Here is an 18,175-nt window from a genome sequence, read left to right on the forward strand (position 1 = left end):
GGAGCACATCATGTCGACACGGGCCTCGACCCTTACCGGGCGTATCATGTCCGCACCGTCGATCATCGTCCTGTTCTTGTGGATGGCCGTCCCGCTGGGCATGACGATTTACTTCTCCTTCCTGCGCTACAACCTGTTGTCGCCGGGAATGGAAGAGTGGATCGGTACACTTAACTACGAATTCTTCCTGACAGATCCGGCGTTCTTCGCGTCCCTTACCAATACCCTTTTGCTGGTCGGGTCTGTTCTGGTCATCACGGTGGTGGGTGGCATCCTTCTGGGTCTGATGCTGGATCAGCCGATCTTCGGGCGCGGTGTCTTGCGCCTGTTGGTGATTGCACCGTTCTTCATCATGCCGACCGTGAACGCGCTGGTCTGGAAGAACCTTTTGATGGATCCGGTGTCAGGCATGTTTGCCTGGATCGCCAGCCTGTTCGGGCTGCCCGCGATTGACTGGTTTACCAATGCACCGCTGACCTCGATCATCATCATGGTGTCCTGGCAATGGTTGCCCTTTGCCGTTTTGATCCTGTTGACTGCCCTGCAATCGCTTGACCGCGATCAAAAAGAAGCCGCCCAGATGGACGGTGCCGGTCCGGTCGCGATCTTCTTCTATATTACGCTTCCGCATCTTAGCCGTGCGATCACGGTGGTCGTTCTGATCGAAACCATCTTCCTGCTTACCGTCTTTGCCGAGATCTTTGTCACCACTGGTGGTGGTCCGGGCCTGGCAACGACTAACATCGCCTTCCTCGTTTATACGCAGGCGCTGTTGCAGTTCGATGTTGGTGGCGCATCTGCCGGCGGCATTGTCGCGGTCATTCTGGCCAATATCGTGGCGATCTTCCTGATCCGCCTCATCGGCAAGAACCTGGACAAATAGGGGCACGACATGGAAAGCAAACAAACACCCCTTGGCTATGTCAGCTTCTCGGTCTTCGCGTGGATCGTGGGTCTTCTGATCTTCTTCCCGATTTTCTGGATGGTGCTGACCAGCTTCAAGACCGAACTCGAAGCGGTGTCCATCCCGCCGAGCTTCATCTCGTTCGACTGGACACTGGAAAACTATGCCGAGGTCCAGCAACGCTCGAACTATTTCAAGTTCGCCATGAACTCGGTGATCTTGGCTGTCGGCTCCACCCTGGTCGGTCTGGTCTTTGCCGTGACGTGCGCATGGGCAATGGCCTTTAACCCGACCAAGCGCACCAAGGACGCCCTTCTGTGGATGCTGTCGACCAAGATGATGCCGCCGGTCGGCGTTCTGGTCCCGATCTATCTGGTGTTCCGCGATTGGGGACTGCTTGATACCCGCTTTGGTCTGATCATGGTTCTGTTTTTGATGAACCTGCCGATCATGGTCTGGATGCTCTATACCTACTTTAAGGAAATCCCGACCGACATCCTCGAAGCGGCCCGCATGGATGGCGCAACCCTGCCCAAGGAAATCATCTTTGTGCTGTTGCCCATGGCGGTTCCCGGCATCGCATCGACCATGCTGCTCAACATCATTCTGGCATGGAACGAAGCCTTCTGGACGCTCAACCTGACAACGTCCGATGCAGCCCCGCTGACAGCCTTCATCGCCTCCTACTCAAGCCCCGAGGGCCTGTTCTGGGCGAAGCTTTCAGCCGCATCGACGCTCGCGGTTGCCCCAATTCTCGTGATTGGCTGGTTCTCTCAGAAACAGCTGGTTCGTGGTCTGACATTCGGCGCGGTCAAGTAACCGCAGCCTGATAGCAATCTGGAAAGAAGGAACACCAAAATGGGTGCTATCCGACTGGAAAAAGTCAAGAAAACCTTCGGCACACTCGATGTTATTCCCGGTGTCGATCTTGATATCAATGACGGTGAATTCGTGGTTTTCGTCGGTCCGTCGGGCTGTGGCAAATCAACGCTTCTGCGACTGATTGCAGGCCTTGAAGACGTCACCGATGGCAAAATCCTGATCAACGGAACCGATGTCGCCAACGAGGCCCCGGCCAAACGCGGCCTGTCCATGGTCTTTCAGTCCTATGCGCTGTATCCGCATATGACCGTCTATAACAACATTGCCTTCGGCCTGAAAATGGCCGGTGAAAGCAAGGAAGTTATCGAAGAGAAAGTCCAGTCTGCGGCCAAGATCCTGAACCTGACCGACTATCTTGAACGTCGTCCGGGCGCACTATCGGGTGGTCAGCGTCAACGTGTTGCCATTGGCCGTGCGATTGTCCGTAATCCGGCGGCCTTCCTGTTTGACGAACCCCTTTCCAACCTTGATGCGGCGCTGCGTGTGAACATGCGGCTTGAAATCACCGGTCTGCATCAGGAACTGAAAACCACCATGATCTACGTGACCCACGATCAGGTCGAAGCCATGACCATGGCCGACAAGATCGTGGTCCTTCAGGCCGGCCGTGTTGAACAGGTCGGCAAGCCGATGGAACTGTACAACAACCCGACGAACAAGTTTGTCGCAGGCTTTATCGGGTCACCGAAAATGAACTTCCTGGGCGGGGAGCTTGCCAAAAAATACGATTGCCACGAAATCGGCATTCGCCCGGAACACTTCGCGGTCAGCACCGAAAAGGGTGAAATCCCGGCAACCGTCAAAATCGCCGAACACCTTGGTGCCGAAACATATCTTCATGTCGAAGCCGACGGTCTCGGTCCGATGACGGTCCGTGCCACCGGGGAAATCCCGCTTGGCGAACATGACAAGATTTTCCTGACCCCGGAACAGGATCGCATCCATCGCTTTGATGCCCAAGGGCTGGCGCTGGCCAAATCCTGATACGTGCAAAAAACCGGATCGCGATGTCCCACAAACATTGCGATCCCGTCTTACCAACCAAGCCACTTGTGAGTCCAAAATGTATCTGAAAAAGTTCGATCTTACGGGCCGTCGGGCCTATGTCACTGGCGGCGGTCGTGCCATCGGCCTGTCCTGCTGCGAAGCTCTGGCAGAGGCCGGCGCCCACGTCATCATCGGTGACATCAGCGAAGGTGTTGCTGAAGAAGGCCGCGACTACCTGAAATCCAAAGGTTATTCGGCTGATATCGACATCATGGATGTCACCAACACCGATCAGGTCCGTGCAAGTGCCGAAAAAATGGCCAAGCAGGGCGGCGTTGATATCCTGGTCAACAATGCCGGTATCGCACGTTCGGAAACCCCGGCGGAAACCGTTACCGATGAACATTGGCTCAATGTCATTGACGTCAACCTGAACGGCACCTTCTGGTGCTGCCGTGAATTCGGCAAGCAGATGCTTGAAAAGAAAAACGGCGTCATCGTCAATGTCGGTTCCATGTCTGGGTTCATCGTCAACAAGCCGCAGGAACAGGCCTATTACAATGCCTCCAAAGCAGCGGTCCATCACCTGACCAAGTCGCTGGCGGCCGAATGGGGCAACCGTGGCGTGCGCGTCAATGCGGTCGCACCGACCTATATCGCAACACCGCTCAATGAATTCGTAAAATCCAAGCCGGAAATGTATGACGCATGGATCAACGGCACCCCGATGGCCCGTCTTGGCCTGACCGAAGAAATCGGATCGGTTGTCCTGTTCCTCGCGTCTGATGCTTCCAGCCTGATGACCGGGTCCATCGTTCTGGCAGATGGGGGTTACACCTGCTGGTAAGGCCAGGTGAAACAATATGACCACATTGTCCTGAAGCTTTTGTGGTCAGCCAGTTCGACGGATAAACGGGGCGCGGATGTGGGACCTGCGCCCCGTTTACCTTATGGGTACGCTGGATAGGGTCAGCACCCATTAATTTGATTTGAATGGCAGACGTTAAATTTGCGAAATCCAAGGAAAAGTCCGCCGAGCGGGTTGGTATCCCGCGCAAGGATTTTGACGCAGGAGTTTGCAAATTTAACGCCTGTCCTACGGATTAAACGGATTTGCACGGGCTACTTTGTCGCAAAACCTTGAAAGATGCATATCTTCCTGCGGCTTTGCTCCGCGTATCCACACAAATCTGTTTAACCATTTAAACCAAATTAATGGGTGCTGACCCTATATACTTTGAAAAGTCATTGGCGGGCATCACTTCGACCCCGCCCAGTCCCAGAAAGACCGCCAAGCGTTGCAGGTTTGCCATCAACGGCCCGGCAACATCGGCGGCCCTTACATGGTCTTCAAGATGCGCGCTCTGCACTCTGAGCACTCCGGCCTGCCGATCTGATTTCAAATCCACCCGGGCAACAAATTCGCCGTTTAACATGAACGGCAGAACGTAATAGCCGTACTGGCGTTTCTCGGCCGGCACATAAATCTCGATCCGGTAGTTAAAGCCAAAAATCCGCTCCACCCGATCACGTTCCCACATCACCGGATCAAACGGCACCATCAGGCATGTCGGCTTGGCTCGTGACCGCGGATTGACCTTCGGGCACAGATAACCCGGCTGCTTCCATCCTTCGACGTCGGCTTGCAGTAACCGGCCCTCTTCGACCAGTCGCGCCAGACAGGCCTTGGTTTCATCGGTTGGCAGCCGAAAATATTTGCGCAGATCAATCTCGGCGGCCACCCCCATGGCGGCAATCCCCTGACAGATCAGATCGCACATCGCATCCTGCCGATCCCGGTCGGGTTCGTGTGCCGCGTCGCCAATGATCCGATGCGGCAGATCATATTCACGCTCAAAACTGCTGCGCCGTCTGCGCGCCATCACCTGTCCGCTCCAGAACAGATATTCCATCGCGGTTTTGGTATTCGACCAACCCCACCATTTCTCGCTGCTGCGTCCCTCGGTCTCAAGGGAACTGGCCGCAACCGCGCCCTCTTGGTCTATATGGCGCAGGATGTTGTCAATCAGATCGGGTTGTTCGCGCTGAACCCGTGCGATCCGTCCCCACGTGCCCATGCCCCGTTCGGCATCCCGCATCCGCCAACGATAAAGCGGATAATCCTCAACCGGGATCATCGATGCTTCGTGGCCCCAATATTCAAACAGCTTGCGCTGGCGCGCCGTCCCCCAGACCATTTCATCAAGCATCTTCGGGTCATAAACGCCCAACCGCGAAAAGATCGGCATGTAATGCGCCCGTGTCAGGACATTGACACTGTCGACCTGCAACATATTGGTCGCCCGGATGGTTTTAAGGATCTGGCGCTTGGTCACATCCCGGTCGGGATTGGTGGCAAATCCTTGCCCGACAAGTGCCAGGTTACGCGCCTGTTTGGCAGATATCGAAACGGTCGGGGACGGGGTGGCAGCACTGTCAATCGGCATCAGGACACACTTGGAAAATCGAATAAAAACAGGTGCATGCTAACACACGCTCCTGACAATTCTGGCAGGATGATTTTGCCGTCGTTCGCACGGACGAACTTGACCGCGCATCACCGCCCTCATAGGCTTCAATCCTGATCGCGACAAAAGCGCCCCAACAAACAGGACAGCCCGAATGACCACCCCGCAAATCATGATTCTGGCCGTGCTGCTTGGCACCGTCGTGCTGTTTTTATGGGGCCGCTGGCGCCATGATATGGTGGCGATGGCATCCCTTCTGGTCTGTGTGGTTCTGGGGTTGGTTCCGACTGACGGCGCCTTTGTCGGATTTGGCCATCCGGCTGTGATCACGGTCGCCTGTATCCTGATCCTGTCTTCCGCCCTGCAAAGGTCGGGGGCGGTTGATACCCTTTCGCGCACTGTCCTGCCGCAATCGGCCGGGCCGTTTGTCACCATGGCAGCTCTCAGCCTTCTGGCGGCCATCCTGTCAGCCTTCATGAACAATGTCGGGGCACTGGCCCTTCTGATGCCGATTGCCCTTCAGATCGCCAACAAACAGGACCTGCCACCAGGCAAAATCCTGATGCCGCTTGCCTTTGGCTCGATCCTTGGCGGCATGACAACACTTATCGGCACGCCCCCCAACCTGATCGTTTCGGGCTTTCGGGCCGAGGTAAACGGGGCAGGATTTTCGATGTTTGATTACAGCCCGGTCGGCGTTGCCATCGCCCTTGCCGGACTGCTATTTGTCATTCTGCTGGGCCGCTTTCTGGTGCCGACCCGCCAACGTGCCGGGGCAGAAGGGTTCGAGACCGGATCCTATTTGACCGAGGCCCGCATTACCGAGGGCAGCAAGGCCATCGGCATGTTCATGCGCGACATCAATGACGAGCTTGAAAAGTCGGACGCGCAGGTGATCGGCCTGATCCGCAACGAACGCCGCATTCCGGCACCAAGCCCCTATCGCGAACTGCAACAGGACGACATCCTGTTGATCGAAGCCGAACCCGAAGGACTGGCAAGTGCCCTGTCTGGCCTTGAGCTGACCCTGGAAGCCGAACTGCGCAGCGAAGAAGCCAACGCCGAACAAAAGGAAGAGGCCAAGGAACAGGTCCGCGCGCAAAAGGCGCAAAAGGCAGCCGAAAAATCTGGTGACGCACCAAAGGCTGACGCCGAAAAGGATGACACCACCAAATCGGAGAAAAAGGACTCTGATACAAAGAAAACGGCCCTTCAGTCAGACGATATCTCCCTGATCGAGGTCGTGGTCCTGCCGAACGCCTCCTTCATCGGGCGATCTGCGGCCGATATCCGCATCCGCAGCCGCTATGGCATCAACTTGCTGGCCCTGTCCCGTCAGGGACACCGTTCGATGTCACGCTTGCGCACCATGAAAATGCAGGCCGGGGACGTGCTTTTGATGCAAGGCACGCCTGCGGCCATTAACGAATTTGGCAATCGCCTGGGCTGCGCGCCGCTGGCCGAACGGTCGCTCAACCTTGGCGACAAGACACAGGCCCTTAAGGCCACCGCCATCATGGCCGTTGCGATTGCGCTTGCGGCCTTTGGCATCCTGCCTGCCGCCATTTCGTTTGCACTTGGCGTGCTTGCCACTTTGCTGGTGGGTGTGGTCTCGCCGCGCACCCTTTATGATGCGGTCGACTGGCCGGTGGTTGTGTTGCTGGCCGCGCTGATCCCGGTCGCCAATGCCATGGAAAGTACTGGCAGTGCCGATCTGATTGCGCGCTTCCTGCTCGATACCGTCGCACAGGGAAGCGCGCCAGTTGCCCTTGCCCTGATCCTTATTGTCACCATGACGCTCTCGGACTTCATGAACAATGCCGCAACCGCCGCTGTCATGTGCCCGATTGCGATAGGCAGTGCCGCCCAACTCGACGCCAGCTCCGACCCGTTCCTGATGGCAGTCGCCATCGGCGCCTCCTGCGCCTTCCTGACCCCCATCGGCCATCAGAACAACACGCTTATCCTCGGCCCCGGCGGCTTCCGCTTCAGCGACTATTGGCGCCTCGGCCTGCCGATCGAAATCATCGTTGTGGCGGTTGGTGTGCCGATGTTGTTGTGGGTGTGGCCGCTATAATTTCCGGCGATTGACCTCCAGCAGCTTCCTGGAGAACTCGTTGTAATTACACGAGACGCATCAGAAGCAGATTGTTTCCGCGCTTAAGCTCCCTGAAATAGCCAACCGTGCACATTACACCAAGAGGAAAATCCAATCCTATTTACACCAGGGAATAAATTACATCACAAAAAAAATCAATAAAATCAGATAAATATATAACTACAATCATCCTGGGATATTTTTTCGTTTGACATAAACATTCCAGGAGGATAATTAATTGAATTACGAACTGATTTTGCCTGCCAGAAAAAAGGAACAACACTATGCATCCCTCAATTGATGGCCTACCTCAACCACTCACTGATCGCGAAAACTTGGACGACCTCGATGCGCTCTCAGCAGAGGGCGATATCAACGAAACACCATTCAATGTTTTTATCGGCCATAACCTTGGACACCGTGTTTTTACAATGTCGGTGCCTTTCCGACAGTTTTACGAAATTTCAGATGTAGCAAATGACAGGGACGCCGGTCCTGTAGCCCAGAGGCCTTTAGATAAAAATCATGCGCGGAACCTCGCGAAGTACATGCTTCGCGGCTTAGTCTCCGCAGCAAAGTTGCGTCGTCAAATTAAAGACCAAGAACCACTACCTGCTTTTGACGATGTATTGGATGCATTAGGCAACCAGCCTTATTTCTCACTACAACCTATTGTTTGCAACATTCGCAATATTCCATATGGCGGCAATGGAGCAGGTGGTATTCGAGGCATGCGCCTGCAGACAGATCGTGGAGACACAGCTGCCTTCCGCGTTTTCCTCTCCGAGCGCCATATCCTCTGGGTGATTGACGGCCAGCATCGTAGAGCCGGAGCAGAAATGGTAATGACTTTCTTGCAAGATGTGCGTCAGAGCGGAAAGTATCCAGGCAAAGCCCCTGTGCTGTTCCCAGAAAAGGGGAAGGTTGTTTCCGTTGAGGAAATGAAAGTTTGGAATGAGGCCTATGACGCGGCAAGATCGTACGCCACACTTACTGTTGAGGTCCATCTTGGACTAGGCGTGGATCAAGAACGTCAGCTTTTCCATGACTTAAACAAGCTCGGAAAGCGAGTTAATCCAAGTATGGCGCTTGAGTTTGACAGCTCAAACCCAATTACTCAGTTCATCAAGAATTCAATTGTCGCCAACGGGCTGGTTAACGTGAGCAATGCTGACGTAAAAGATTGGTCGCAAGACGAAGGTGAACTGGCGATGAAGGACCTTGTTGCGGTTACTTCGCTTGCATTCCTAAACAAATCTAATGCATCCGGCGCCACACCCGCCATTGTAGAACCAAGACAACCTATCGTCGAACGCTTGTGGCATCAAATCGGGCAAATTAGTGGTTTTGGTGAAAAGGGAGCAAAAGAGCAAACGATTGCAGCACAGCCTGTAACTTTAAAGGCTCTAGCGAAGCTAACCTATGACTTAAACTTCAGTAATCGACGACCAGAAAATGCAGAAGATCTGTTCGATCAATTAATGTCTGCTCTTGATGAGATTGATTTTTCCCACTCTAATCCGGTATGGCGATACTATGAACTAAGCGAGGAAGAAATCGACCGATACGGCCTCCAAGAGCTTACAAAATGGCTACCCGAGAGTATTAGTACTGCAAACCGGGATATTGGATCGTTTCAAAATGGGTTGATGCGCTTTGGAGCAAAACACAATGATATCTTCCCAATTATTGCTGATATGATCCGTTGGCAAGCGAAACTTCCAAGTCGCCATAGATGATTGCCATTGATCAGATTCGATCAAGGAAAGTTAACGTCCTGGTGGCAAATAGACCCGAATTACTGTAGTCGAACTGATCACGACTATTTCAAGAAGCAGAAGGGCGCTGAACAGGAGCGCCCTTCTGACATTTGTTTTACTGTTTTGTCTTAGCCATCAAAACCAAGGTTCGGTACTTCAAGGCCGTTGGCACGACAAGCCGAAATCAGGGTGTTGTTCAGAAGACACGCAATGGTCATCGGGCCGACACCGCCCGGGACCGGGGTGATGGCACCGGCGACCTTGGAGGCGGTTTCAAACTCGACATCGCCGACCAGCTTCATTTTGCCCTCGGCACCTTCAACGCGGTTGATGCCAACATCAATCACGGTGGCACCCGGGGCGATCCAGTCACCCTTGATCATGTTCGGGCGGCCAACGGCGGCAACCACGATATCGGCACGGCGGACTTCCTCAGGCAGATCACGGGTACGCGAATGCGCAATGGTGACCGTGCAGCTTTCCTTCAGCAGCAACTGCGCCATCGGCTTGCCAACAATGTTCGAACGACCAACCACGACCGCACGTTTGCCCGACAAATCCCCAAGGGTATCCTTGAGCAACATCAGGCAGCCATACGGCGTGCAAGGGGCGAAACCTTCGCCGCCTGTTGCCAGTGCACCGGCATTCACAACGTGGAAGCCATCCACATCCTTGGCCGGGTCGATGGCGGCCAGAATGGCCTGCTCGTTGATGTGCTTGGGCACCGGAAGCTGACAGAGAATGCCATGGACATTTTCATCGGCATTCAGCTTGGCGATCAGGGCCAGCAGGTCTTCCTCGCTGGTTTCCGCCGGAAGCTTGTGCTCATAGGAATTCATGCCGCATTCAAGGGTCTGTTTGCCCTTGTTGCGGACATAAACCTGACTGGCGGGGTCTTCGCCGACCAGAATGACGGCCAGACCCGGTGTTACGCCATGTTCGGTTTTAAGTTTCGATACTTCGGCTGTGATGTCGGTGCGCAGTTTGGCTGCGAATGCCTTGCCGTCGATGATTTTCGCGTCACTCATATGTCTGTCCGCCCCGTGAGTTGGGATATTTTCGCCATCAGCTCTTCGGGATTTCCGTCGATCAGCAGCGTTTTGGTGCGATCAGTTTGCCCGGAAACAATCCTGACCGACGATTTAGGACATTTGGCCGCTTTTGCCAAAAGTTTTATCAGTGCCTGATTGGCCTTGCGGTTTTCCGGCACCGCCGTCACCGAGACTTTTAGCTGCTCTTGCCCATTGGCATCGGCGACCACATCGCCAATCGCATTGCGCGATGCCTTTGGTGTTAACCGAACAAACAGCCGAACCCCTGATGGCTCGGACCGTAACACGGGCGCGTGATCAGACATTGTCTAAATGAGACATTTTACTAGGCGAAATGAGACATCAATAGCCGACAAGCGCCATCCGGACATCGGTCTGGATCAGCATGTTGGCGAACTGCAAAATCAGGATCAGGATGATCGGCGAAATATCAATGCCGCCAAGATCGGGCATGATCCGCCGGATCGGGCGCAATACCGGTTCGGTAACCCGATAGAGGAAATCACCAACCAAATAAACAAACCGGTTGCTGGTATTGATCACGTTGAACGCCACAAGCCATGACAGGATTGCAGATGCAATCAGCATGAAAATGTAGATACCCACCACAGTGTCAATAAGCCAAAAAATCGCCAGCATCGCCGCTCCTTACAATCGCCGGGCGCACGGATGCTTTGGGCCCGGAAAGATGTTTGCACGCAGCAAAACCTAGTCGGCAATTGCCCCCAACGCAAGCACACAGCGTTGATTTTGCCGCAAATGAGGGGAAGTTTTCATCGCTTTGTGATCATGCTCACCAACCGGCTTGCCAAAACGCCTGCCAGAAACTGTCAGGAGATGTCAGGCGCACCCCGATTACAGCTTGCGGGTTCGCATGCTCCACGGCCAGAATGCGCACGCCACAAGGAGGATTTAGCATGCAGAACCAAGATCACCTGCGCCACCAGCACCACCCGCGCTGCGGCTGGGCCCTGAGCCATGCCGACAAGCCGTTCTATGTCGATTATCACGACAAGGAATGGGGTGTGCCGGTGCATGATGACCGACATTTCTTTGAAATGCTGATCCTTGAAGGTGCGCAGGCGGGCTTGAGTTGGCTGACCATTCTGGCAAGGCGGGATACCTATCGCGCGGCCTATGACAATTTCGATGTGAATAAGGTCGCGGCCTATGACGCGGCCAAGCAGGAAGCCCTTCTGGCCGATCCGGGGATTATTCGAAATAAATTAAAAGTCGCGGCGTCTATTCAAAATGCGCAAACATTCATCGCGATCCAGAAAGAGTTCGGAAGCTTCGATTCCTACATCTGGTCATTTGTCGGAGGAATGCCGGTGATCAATCACTGGAAGCGCATGTCGGACGTGCCGGTTTCGACCGACCTCAGTGACAATATCTCCAAGGATCTGAAAAAACGCGGCATGAAGTTTGTCGGCACCACGATCATCTATTCCTTCCTGCAGGCCACCGGGATCGTGATGGACCACACCACCGACTGTTACCGTTACCCCGAGCTTTCCTGAGTAGACCCGCGCAGCAACAGGCTGGTTTGCAGGGTGATGGTTTTGCCCGGTTCATCGGACAGCGCCATTTCAGCGGCAAGCCGGCCTTTTTCCACCGAATCCTGATGCATGGTGGTCAGTGGCGGGTCGGTGCGTTCGCCAGCAGGAATACCATCAATGCCAATGACCTTGAGATCGCCCGGCACGTTGCGCCCGATGGCACGCGCGGCGTCGATTGCGCCGATGGCAATCACGTCCGACATGGCGAGAATGCCGTTGATTTCGGGATGGTCTGACAGAAGCTCTGTCGTCATTTGCGCACTTTGTTCGGACTGGTTGTCGCATTCGATATGCACAACATCACTTGCGGCAATTCCGGCGGCTTCAAGCGCCGCGTGATACCCCGCCAGGCGTTCGCGCACCACCCGGTGGCTGGCCGCGCCCAGACGGTTGGGGCTCATCGGGCCGAAATGATCGTGCTCGGTTGCCTGCAGCGACAGAATGGCGAATTTCGAGGCGCCGCAATCAAGTAAATGCTGGGCCGCGTTTTTTGCCGCCGAGAAGTCATCAAGCACCACGGTCCCCGCCGCACCGGCAATGTCGGTATCAATGCTGATCAGTGGCTGATTGCGGCGCTGGATGGCCGCGATGATGTCGTTATTATCCGAATAGCAATGCACCAGAAAGGCATCGACCGCGGCGTTATTGACCGCTGCAATCGCCTGTTCGGGGTTTTCGGCCGAAATGATCATGACATTGACGCCGTGGCGAGCGCATTCGCGCCCGATCCCGCGCAGCAATTCAATCGCCACCGGATCGGTAAAGGCATATTCAAGATTGTCGGGAAACACGACACCCAGCGCCCCCGCCTTGCCGGTGCGGAGCATGCGCGCCATCACATGCGGCCCGCGATAACCCAGTTCGCGCGCGGCCTCAAAGATGCGTTCGCGGACTTCCGGGCGGACCAGATCAGGTTTACCAAACGCATTGGAGGCTGTCCCTTGCGAAACCCCGGCCGCCTTGGCGACATCCAGAAGTTTTACGCGTTTTGCCATGCGTGCCTTATCCCCGAAACTGTCGTGTGTGATCTTTACCCAGTTGAATTGCCGACACTATAGCCAGAACCGGGACGATACTACCAGAACGCATTACCGCGTCAGGATACGATCACTTATCGGCTTTCGGGGTGGGTATTGCGGAAGGTCAGGTTGATCCGCGGCCCGACCTGGCGGGCGGTTTTGGGCAATTGATGCAGCCAGCAATGCTGTGTCGCGCCTGACATGATCAGGGCAGAGTTATGCGGCAAATCGATGCTGAGGCGATCACCGGTTTTCTTGTGGCGGAAATGAAACCGGCGTTTCTGCCCGAATGTCAGGCTGGCAATCACCGGGTTTTCGCCCAGAACTTCCTCGTCATCGGCGTGCCAGGAGACGCTATCACGCCCATCGCGATACTGGTTGAGCAAGACTGTGTTAAACGACGCCCCTGCCAGTTCTTCGGCCAAGGTGCGTAAAGGGGCGACGATAGAGGGAAACGGGCTTGCCGGGTGGTACACCCCGCTATAGCGATAGGCGACTTCGCCATACCATGCGGTCAGGCGCGGAACCGGGATTTCCTTGCCATGGAGTTTGGCGATTTCCTGTTGCCAGACGATGTTGCTTTGAAGCCGGGCAAAGGTTTTGTCGGCTTCATCAGCATCCATGATGTCACGCAGCAACAGCACTTCGCCATCAAAGGGCAAAAGGTTGCGTGGTGGTTCATTGGCAAACAGATCGCCGGTCATGGTTTTCCCCGGAATGCAGATTGCCAAAGACCTAGGATGAACGGCGGCGAAACTCAAGCCACAGTTTGCTGATATGTGATTTGCCGCAACAGGTTCTAACCGTTTACCAACGTCACACCGGCCTCGTTGGCATAGCGTTCGACATCCTCAACACTCAGTCCCGCCGCGCTATAGAGATTGATGGTTTCAAGTTCCAGATCGGTCTCGGAATCAGCCAGTGATTGCAGCGATGTGGTCAGACTGCGCTGGGAATCGAGCACATCAAGAAAGTCCGACAATCCCTGTACGTAGCGCACACGCGACTGTTCAAAGGCGTCGCGGTGATATTGCACCGATGCGATCAGGGAATCGCGCTGTGCCACCGCCCCGACATAGCCGTAAATCGCACTTTCGACTTCCTCAATCGCGCTCAGAAGCGTCTGACGATAGGTGAGGAAGGCTTGTTCTGCCTCTTCCTCGGCCACCGTGATATTCGCACGCCGTTCGCCGCCATCATACAGGGTCGCATCAATCAGTGCCCCGATGGCGGCCATGGCCGTTCGAACAATCGGGCCAGTGCCATAGCCGGTCACCCCAAGCGCAAGCGACCCATCAAGGGTCAATTCCGGATACAGCGTTGCGGTTTCCACCCCGATTTGCGAGGTCGCGGAAATCAGCGCCAACTCGGCCGCGCGCACATCTGGCCGACGACGCAGCAAATCGGCCGGGATGCCAATTGGCGGGCTGCTTTGAAATTCGGGCAGTGGCGATGCATCCAGCAACAGGTCGCGATGGGTGCCCGGCTGTGCGCCGACCAGAATGGAAATCGCGTTGATCGACCGGTCAATGGTGGTCTGCAGGATCGGAACTGTTGCCTCAAGATCGGCGACCTCGGCGCGTGCCCGTGACAGATCAAGCTCGGAACCCAGCCCGGTTTGCAAACGGACCTGCACGATGTTGCTGGTCTGGCGTTGCAGATCAAGCGAGTCCCGCAAAAGGGCGAGACGCCGCTGCGCGCCGCGCAGTTCGATATAGTTGCGGATGATATCCGCAATCATCACACGATAAACATCTTCACGCAGGTAAACCTGTTGAAGATAATCGGCCTCGGCGACTTCTTCCTCACGGGTTTGACCGCCCCAGATATCGGCGGTCCAGGACAAATCAATGCCCGCGCCATAGCCCATATCGGTCACCTGATCGCCGCTGGCGCGGCTGGAGGTCGATCGGCTGGCCGATCCGTTAACCGATGCGCCAACCTGTGGCCCATTCGCCCCGGCAACACCACGTGCAGTCGCCGCAGCCGCACGGATGCGACTGATTGCGATCTGAAGGTCGATATTATTGTCGACCCCTTCATTAATCAGACCATTTAAAACCGGGTCAGTGGTGCTTTCCCACCAGCGGTCCTGTTTGCTTTGATTGGCGGCAATCACCGGGATTTCCGGGGTATAGGCGCCGACAAGATCGAAGTTCGGCGCGGTATAATCCGGCCCGACAGACTGGCAGCCAGCCAGTGCGAGCAGAAGGGCAATTCCCGAAATCGCAGAAATGTGAGGATTATTCATATTATTTCGCACTTCCTTGAAGACCGCCACTTCTGGGCTCCGCCGCGACATGTGATGCCGCCTCGCCATGATCGGGAATGGCTTCGGCGGCGCGCAGTTGCGATTGCAGTTTCTTGCCGCCATCGGCACGGGCCGACACCAAGGGGGCGAGCAACAAGTACAGCACCGGGGTCAGGAACAATGTAAAGACCGTGGCAAAGCCAAGACCGCCAAATACCACCCAACCGATGGCCGCGCGCGCCTCGGCCCCGGCACCGGTGCCAAGGACAAGCGGCAAGCCGCCCAGAACAGTGGAAATCATGGTCATCATGATCGGGCGCAAACGCACCATCGCGGCATCATGCACGGCATCGCGCACGGATTTACCGGCATCACGGAGCTGATCGGCAAATTCGACAACCAGAATCCCGTTCTTGGCCATCAGCCCGACCAGCATGACCAACCCGATCTGGCTGTAGATATTGATCGAGGTGCCACTGAGCGCCAGCGCATAGATCGCCGCCGCCAAACCAAACGGCACGGTCAATACCACGACAAGCGCGGAGGTAAAGCTTTCGAACTGGGCGGCCAGAACCAACAACACGACAAGAACCGCAATCAGGAAGGTGATCTGCACGTCGTTGGCGGTTTCGCCAAGGGCCGCCGCATTACCCAGGAACAGGATGCCGACACCGGGCGGCAGCAACTGATCGCCGACCGTGTTCACATCCGCAACCGCCTCGGCCAGGGTATAGCCCGGCGCCAGATTGGCCGAAATGGTCACAGCACGTTGCTGGCCTTCGCGTTCAAGTTCGGAGGCGACGGCTTCCTCGGTCAAGGTGATGACAGAAGACAGCGGCAGGATGCGGCCATTGGTGCCGGTGACAAACAGGTTTTCAAGGTCCGATGGGTCATTGATGCTGCCCAGCGCACTGCGCAGCTTGATCGGGACGTTCTGATCATCGACATTGATTTCGGTGACTTCATAACCCTCGATCATCGCACGCAGCGTAGTATCAAGTTCTTCGATCGGGATGCCGAGATCAAAGGCGCGCTTGCGATCAATATTAACCAGAAGCTGCGGCTGGGTGGTTTGATAGGATACCCGAAGGCCGGTGAGGCCGGGATAGTTTGCCTCGATCTCCTGCTGCATGGCGCGGGCATTTTCGGCCAGCGTGCGATAGCTTGTCCCGGTCAGGGCAAACTCAAGTCCCTCGCCCGTACCACCGCGCAAGCCGAGACTGTTAGGTTGCCAGACATAGGCCTGCACACCCGGAAGGGCATTCAGATCCCCACGGATTGACGCGGTAATTTCCTGCTGCGAGCGGGACCGTTCTTCCCACGGTTTTAGCGGAGCAATCACAAGGGCGCGGTTCGGATCCCACAGGCCGACAATGGTGTAGATGTTATAAGCATCACCTGCCTCGACCACCGGGCGCAGGATGTCTTCAACCGCCTCGACCTGACGGTCCATATAGTCGATGCCGACCCCGTCCGGTCCCCGCATGGAAACAAGAATACGTCCGCGATCCTCATCGGGCAGCAATTCCTGCGTCACGTTGGTATAGACACCGAAGGCAAGCCCACCGGCAACGACACAAATCATTACGGTAATGATCGGGCTGCCAAGGGCGGCTTCGAGAATGCGGCGATAAATCCCCGCACAGAAAAAGCCGAAACGTTCCAGCATGTTGGGCGCATCATCGGCTTTGCCATCATGCGGATCGATATGTTTCAGGCGCGATGCCAGCATCGGACACAGCGAGAGTGCGACAAAGGATGACACCACCACCGCAAAGGCCAGCACAAAACCGAACTCGCGGAACAGACGGCCCGCCGTACTTGGCAGGAAGGAAATCGGAACGAACACCGAAATCAGTGTCAGCGTGGTGGCGATCACGGCAAAGAACACCTGGCGCGAGCCCAGCACTGCGGCGGCCATCGAGCCAAGCCCCTGATGACGGCGGCGCTGAATATTTTCCAGCACAACAATCGCGTCATCGACAATCATGCCGGTTGCCAGAACAAGTGCGAGAAGGGTCAGGATGTTGATCGAAAAGCCCATCGCCCAGATGGCGGCAACCGTACCGATCAGGGCAATCGGAATGGTGATGGTCGGGATCAGCGTCGCGGTAAAGGATCTGAGGAATAGGTAAAGCACCCCGATCACAATCGCGATGGCAAGACCGAGACTAAAGATCACTTCCCATAGCGCGCCTTCGATAAAGACCGCGTCATCGGAGTTCACGAACACATCCAGATCGTCATACTGCTCGTTAAGGCGTTCAACGACATCGCGCACGCCATTGGAAATCGCGATTGTGTTGGATTGTGCCTGACGGGTAATACTCAGCCCGATCACGGTGCGACCATTCAGCCGCACATAGGACGTCGCATCATCCGGGCCATAATAGATATCGGCAACGTCGCCCATCTGGACACCATCGCGCACCAGCATCTGGTTCAGTCTGTCGACCTCCCAAACGGATGCATCGGCACGGACAAACAGTTTTTGATCGGATGATTCAAAGCTGCCGGCGGGAATATCAAACTGGGCTGTGCGCAAAAGGTCGGCGACATCCTGAACCGACAGGCCGTAACTGGCCATGCGCAGCGGGTCGATGCGTACATGCAAAACACGTTCGCGATCCCCGTTAACCCCGACCTCGGCCACGCCGGGCACCGACAGCAAGGACGGGCTGATCTGGTCTTCGACGATGTTGGCGAGTTCTTCCTCGGTCAGGCTGTTGCTGACAACCGCAATGCGCATGATCGCACTGGCATCGGCATCGGCCTTGACCACGCGGACGTTTTCCACCCCGTCGGGCAGGCTGCGTTCGGCACGGCTGATGGCTTCGCGGATGTCACTGGCGGCATCGTTGATTTCAACATCTGGGTAGAATTCGATGCGAATGCGGGCGTTGGCCTCTTCGCTTTGCGAACTGATTTCCTTGATGCCACTGACACGCGATGCCGCACTTTCGATGATCCCGGTGACTTCGGAATCGACCGTTTCCGGCGATGCCCCGTCATAGTCGGCGGTCACGGTGATGGTCGGGCGGTCGACATTGGGCAGTTCGCGAATTTCGACCCCCAGCATCGCAGCAAGACCGGCCAGGATGATCAGCATCGACACCACACTGATCAGAACAGGGCGCCGGATACTTAGCGATGCAAGGTCGTTATGATCGTGATTTTCGCTTCCTGTCGTCATGA

15 protein-coding genes are annotated in these 18,175 nt (G+C 55.7%); 7 read left to right on the forward strand and 8 right to left on the reverse strand.

Translation table 11 applies throughout. The annotated features are described in order from the left end of the window. Positions 1-10 precede the first annotated feature (10 nt). From AC5Q5A_RS12470 to AC5Q5A_RS12485, 4 genes are all read left to right on the forward strand, one after another. On the forward strand, positions 11-883 hold the full coding sequence (locus tag AC5Q5A_RS12470) for a carbohydrate ABC transporter permease (protein WP_008889800.1): 873 nt from the start codon (positions 11-13) through the stop codon (positions 881-883). Between the two features lie 9 nt (positions 884-892). Beyond that, complete coding sequence (locus tag AC5Q5A_RS12475; RefSeq protein WP_008889799.1) at positions 893-1,723, forward strand: carbohydrate ABC transporter permease; 831 nt, start codon at positions 893-895, stop codon at positions 1,721-1,723. A gap of 39 nt (positions 1,724-1,762) precedes the next feature. Further along, positions 1,763-2,770, forward strand: coding sequence for an ABC transporter ATP-binding protein (locus AC5Q5A_RS12480; protein ID WP_063089204.1), 1,008 nt, complete (start codon positions 1,763-1,765; stop codon positions 2,768-2,770). A 79-nt stretch (positions 2,771-2,849) separates the two neighbouring features. After that, positions 2,850-3,620: an SDR family NAD(P)-dependent oxidoreductase gene (locus tag AC5Q5A_RS12485; protein ID WP_008889797.1), complete on the forward strand. Its 771-nt coding sequence runs from the start codon at positions 2,850-2,852 to the stop codon at positions 3,618-3,620. Between the two features lie 355 nt (positions 3,621-3,975). Here AC5Q5A_RS12485 and AC5Q5A_RS12490 read toward each other — a convergent pair whose 3' ends face one another. Further along, the gene (locus tag AC5Q5A_RS12490; RefSeq protein WP_493895470.1) at positions 3,976-5,220 is read right to left on the reverse strand and encodes a winged helix-turn-helix domain-containing protein; all 1,245 of its coding nucleotides are present in this window, start codon (positions 5,218-5,220) and stop codon (positions 3,976-3,978) included. 175 nt (positions 5,221-5,395) lie between these two features. Between AC5Q5A_RS12490 and AC5Q5A_RS12495 the strand changes: the two genes are divergently transcribed. Together AC5Q5A_RS12495 and AC5Q5A_RS12500 are read left to right on the forward strand one after the other, a co-directional pair. Then, positions 5,396-7,318, forward strand: a complete 1,923-nt coding sequence (locus AC5Q5A_RS12495) for an SLC13 family permease (protein ID WP_493895471.1) — start codon at positions 5,396-5,398, stop codon at positions 7,316-7,318. A 305-nt stretch (positions 7,319-7,623) separates the two neighbouring features. Continuing rightward, positions 7,624-9,078: a DNA sulfur modification protein DndB gene (locus AC5Q5A_RS12500; protein WP_493895472.1), complete on the forward strand. Its 1,455-nt coding sequence runs from the start codon at positions 7,624-7,626 to the stop codon at positions 9,076-9,078. A 149-nt stretch (positions 9,079-9,227) separates the two neighbouring features. Here AC5Q5A_RS12500 and folD read toward each other — a convergent pair whose 3' ends face one another. From folD to AC5Q5A_RS12515, 3 genes are read right to left on the reverse strand one after another with little or no spacing between them, the layout of a single operon-like run. Further along, a complete protein-coding gene (folD, locus tag AC5Q5A_RS12505) occupies positions 9,228-10,127 on the reverse strand; it encodes a bifunctional methylenetetrahydrofolate dehydrogenase/methenyltetrahydrofolate cyclohydrolase FolD (RefSeq protein ID WP_493895473.1) in 900 nt (299 codons plus the stop codon). After that, on the reverse strand, positions 10,124-10,456 hold the full coding sequence (locus AC5Q5A_RS12510; RefSeq protein WP_493895474.1) for a DUF167 family protein: 333 nt from the start codon (positions 10,454-10,456) through the stop codon (positions 10,124-10,126). Before AC5Q5A_RS12510 ends, folD begins: the two co-directional genes overlap by 4 nt. Before the next feature lie 37 nt (positions 10,457-10,493). Then, on the reverse strand, positions 10,494-10,790 hold the full coding sequence (locus tag AC5Q5A_RS12515) for a YggT family protein (RefSeq protein ID WP_008889791.1): 297 nt from the start codon (positions 10,788-10,790) through the stop codon (positions 10,494-10,496). 278 nt (positions 10,791-11,068) lie between these two features. Between AC5Q5A_RS12515 and AC5Q5A_RS12520 the strand changes: the two genes are divergently transcribed. Then, the gene (locus AC5Q5A_RS12520; protein ID WP_493895475.1) at positions 11,069-11,671 is read left to right on the forward strand and encodes a DNA-3-methyladenine glycosylase I; all 603 of its coding nucleotides are present in this window, start codon (positions 11,069-11,071) and stop codon (positions 11,669-11,671) included. Here the strand turns inward: AC5Q5A_RS12520 and AC5Q5A_RS12525 are convergent. From AC5Q5A_RS12525 to AC5Q5A_RS12540, 4 genes are all read right to left on the reverse strand, one after another. Continuing rightward, positions 11,653-12,705 carry a LacI family DNA-binding transcriptional regulator gene (locus AC5Q5A_RS12525; RefSeq protein WP_493895476.1) on the reverse strand — a complete coding sequence of 351 codons (1,053 nt, stop codon included), beginning with the start codon at positions 12,703-12,705 and terminating at the stop codon, positions 11,653-11,655. The two genes, AC5Q5A_RS12520 and AC5Q5A_RS12525, sit on opposite strands and share 19 nt — an antisense overlap. A 116-nt stretch (positions 12,706-12,821) precedes the next feature. Continuing rightward, complete coding sequence (locus tag AC5Q5A_RS12530) at positions 12,822-13,433, reverse strand: alpha-ketoglutarate-dependent dioxygenase AlkB family protein (protein ID WP_493895477.1); 612 nt, start codon at positions 13,431-13,433, stop codon at positions 12,822-12,824. A gap of 95 nt (positions 13,434-13,528) precedes the next feature. Next, positions 13,529-14,980 (reverse strand): efflux transporter outer membrane subunit, encoded by a 1,452-nt coding sequence (locus tag AC5Q5A_RS12535; protein ID WP_493895478.1) that lies wholly within the window; start codon positions 14,978-14,980, stop codon positions 13,529-13,531. Between the two features lies 1 nt (position 14,981). Next, positions 14,982-18,173 carry an efflux RND transporter permease subunit gene (locus AC5Q5A_RS12540; RefSeq protein WP_493895479.1) on the reverse strand — a complete coding sequence of 1,064 codons (3,192 nt, stop codon included), beginning with the start codon at positions 18,171-18,173 and terminating at the stop codon, positions 14,982-14,984. Positions 18,174-18,175: the final 2 nt, after the last annotated feature.

The organism is Thalassospira sp. CA1 (assembly GCF_059052855.1).

Bases quoted from the DNA above. Each gene is read 5' to 3' on its own strand.
- AC5Q5A_RS12480 (WP_063089204.1), top strand. From the start codon at position 1,763: ATGGGTGCTATCCGACTGGAAAAAGTCAAGAAAACCTTCGGCACACTC.
- AC5Q5A_RS12540 (WP_493895479.1), bottom strand. From the start codon at position 18,173: ATGACGACAGGAAGCGAAAATCACGATCATAACGACCTTGCATCGCTA.
- AC5Q5A_RS12490 (WP_493895470.1), bottom strand. From the start codon at position 5,220: ATGCCGATTGACAGTGCTGCCACCCCGTCCCCGACCGTTTCGATATCT.
- AC5Q5A_RS12485 (WP_008889797.1), top strand. From the start codon at position 2,850: ATGTATCTGAAAAAGTTCGATCTTACGGGCCGTCGGGCCTATGTCACT.
- AC5Q5A_RS12515 (WP_008889791.1), bottom strand. From the start codon at position 10,790: ATGCTGGCGATTTTTTGGCTTATTGACACTGTGGTGGGTATCTACATT.
- AC5Q5A_RS12500 (WP_493895472.1), top strand. From the start codon at position 7,624: ATGCATCCCTCAATTGATGGCCTACCTCAACCACTCACTGATCGCGAA.
- AC5Q5A_RS12530 (WP_493895477.1), bottom strand. From the start codon at position 13,433: ATGACCGGCGATCTGTTTGCCAATGAACCACCACGCAACCTTTTGCCC.
- folD (WP_493895473.1), bottom strand. From the start codon at position 10,127: ATGAGTGACGCGAAAATCATCGACGGCAAGGCATTCGCAGCCAAACTG.
- AC5Q5A_RS12470 (WP_008889800.1), top strand. From the start codon at position 11: ATGTCGACACGGGCCTCGACCCTTACCGGGCGTATCATGTCCGCACCG.
- AC5Q5A_RS12510 (WP_493895474.1), bottom strand. From the start codon at position 10,456: ATGTCTGATCACGCGCCCGTGTTACGGTCCGAGCCATCAGGGGTTCGG.
- AC5Q5A_RS12495 (WP_493895471.1), top strand. From the start codon at position 5,396: ATGACCACCCCGCAAATCATGATTCTGGCCGTGCTGCTTGGCACCGTC.
- AC5Q5A_RS12475 (WP_008889799.1), top strand. From the start codon at position 893: ATGGAAAGCAAACAAACACCCCTTGGCTATGTCAGCTTCTCGGTCTTC.
- AC5Q5A_RS12520 (WP_493895475.1), top strand. From the start codon at position 11,069: ATGCAGAACCAAGATCACCTGCGCCACCAGCACCACCCGCGCTGCGGC.
- AC5Q5A_RS12535 (WP_493895478.1), bottom strand. From the start codon at position 14,980: ATGAATAATCCTCACATTTCTGCGATTTCGGGAATTGCCCTTCTGCTC.
- AC5Q5A_RS12525 (WP_493895476.1), bottom strand. From the start codon at position 12,705: ATGGCAAAACGCGTAAAACTTCTGGATGTCGCCAAGGCGGCCGGGGTT.